The sequence below is a fragment of the Streptomyces sp. NRRL B-24085 genome (assembly GCF_001282115.1).
Classification (GTDB): domain Bacteria; phylum Actinomycetota; class Actinomycetes; order Streptomycetales; family Streptomycetaceae; genus Streptomyces.
Map to the genome: position 1 here is coordinate 1 of NZ_LJBR01000657.1, position 1,756 is coordinate 1,756.

The 1,756-nt window shown below is 73.7% G+C and carries 2 protein-coding genes and 1 pseudogene; 2 read left to right on the forward strand and 1 reads right to left on the reverse strand.

Translation table 11 applies throughout. The features are described 5' to 3' along the window. Positions 1–342: pseudogene (locus AOJ26_RS40920) on the forward strand (hypothetical protein); the annotation flags it as partial. A gap of 89 nt (positions 343–431) precedes the next feature. Next, positions 432–1,139, forward strand: a complete 708-nt coding sequence (locus AOJ26_RS40925; RefSeq protein WP_053853385.1) for a copper homeostasis protein CutC — start codon at positions 432–434, stop codon at positions 1,137–1,139. Positions 1,140–1,283: 144 nt separating this feature from the next. Here the strand turns inward: AOJ26_RS40925 and AOJ26_RS40930 are convergent. Beyond that, positions 1,284–1,756 (reverse strand): LppU/SCO3897 family protein (locus AOJ26_RS40930; protein WP_053853386.1); only part of this gene is annotated, 473 nt, incomplete at its 5' end.

Here is a 1,756-nt window from a genome sequence, read left to right on the forward strand (position 1 = left end):
GTGCTGGACATCATCGGGCTGGGGGAGTGGGTGCACGCGGGGGACGTGCGGGACGTGTTCGGGGAGCCGGGCGCCTACGGGGGCGCGGGGCTGCCCGACGCGCTGGCCCTGCTGGCCCGCGCCACCCGGGAACGCGGCCACCTCCCCCTCCACGCCGACCTCGACGACCTGGACGAACCGCTCCGCCTCGGCGACACGGCCGGTGACCGCACCCCGGCCCGCTACATCGGGGACGCGGCGACCCTCGTACGGCTGTACTCGGGGCGTCCGGTGGAGGGACGGACGTACGAGCTCGCGGGGGTGGAGGCCAAGGAGCTGAACATCTTCGCCGAGATCGGCTGAGACGCGGCGGTGAGGGGGACCCCGGGGCGGCGTATTCTTGAATTGGACTAGACCTGTAGCCGCCCGAGACCGTCGACGAATGGGGTCCCATGAGCAAGCGTGCAGTCCTGGAGGTGATCGCCCTCGACGTCGAGGACGCGATCGCCGCCCAGGCCGGAGGGGCGGACCGGCTGGAACTGGTGACCGACATGGCGGCGGACGGTCTGACGCCGACGGTCTCGACGGTCACCGCGATCCGGGACGCCGTGGACATCTCGCTGCGGGTGATGCTCCGGCTGTCGGACGGGTTCGGGGCGGGCGACGCCCACGACGTCGGGCGGCTGGTCGGGATCGCCGAGCAGATGCGGGAGGCCGGGGCCGAGGAGTTCGTGCTCGGCTTCCTGGACGCGGCCGGCGACGTCGACCTCGCGGCGGTGGAGCGGGTCGTGGAAGCGCTGGACGGCTGCCGCTGGACCTTCCACCGGGCCCTCGACCACGCCTCGGACCGCGACGCCCTGCGCAAGCAGTTGGCCGACCTGCCGGGCCTGGACACCTACCTCACGGCAGGCTCCGCGACCGGCGTCGACGAGGGCCTGCCGGTGCTCCGCACGGAGTCGTCGAGGACCGGCGAGCCGGGGTACGAGCAGCAACTGCTGGTGGGCGGCGGACTGCGCCTGGACCATGTGCCGGACCTGCGGGCATCCGGTGTCGCCGCCTTCCACATCGGCGGCGCGGCCCGACCGGGCGGATGGGAGACCCCGGTGTCGGCGGCCGCGGTGGGGGAGTGGCGGCGGGCGGTGGACGGGGTGCCCCGCTAACCCTTCGACGGCCGCAGGTGCAGTGAGGGGCCGCGCTCTCGCTGTTCCCGCTGTTCCCCCTGTACGAGCGCAGGGGCCCACGCTGGTGACCGTGGTGGCCGTGACGGCGGGCGTGGTGGCCGTGACGGCGGGCGGGGTGTTTCGCTAAGCCTTCAGCGGCCGCAGGCACAGCGACGTGTCGCCGTCCTCGCTGTACTCCGGGTAGGCGATGTAGTCCCCGGCCGGGCAGGTGCCGTTCGCCGGGGCGGTGACACGGAGTTCCGCGTCGGAGGAGTCACAGCTCTCCGGCTGGAGGTCCTGTTCCGGCCAGGTCGCGTCGTTGCGGGCGCACGAGCCGGCCGTGAGCGTCGGCTCGTCGGCACGGTCACTCGCCCCGGCCACCAGACCGGCGAGCACCAGCGCCGTGAACGCGACCACCGCCACGCCCAGCAGGCCCATCGGGATCAGTGCCAGGATTCCGGCCGGCCGCTTGAACACCGGCTTTCCGGGGTCCAGCGGCGGCCGGAACCCCGGCGCGACCGGCTCCGGGATGCGCCGGATGCCCGACAGCGCGCCGAGGTTGCCCAGCAGGGTGACGGGCGTGATCAGCACCGACAGCGGCCCCCACCAGCCCGTCA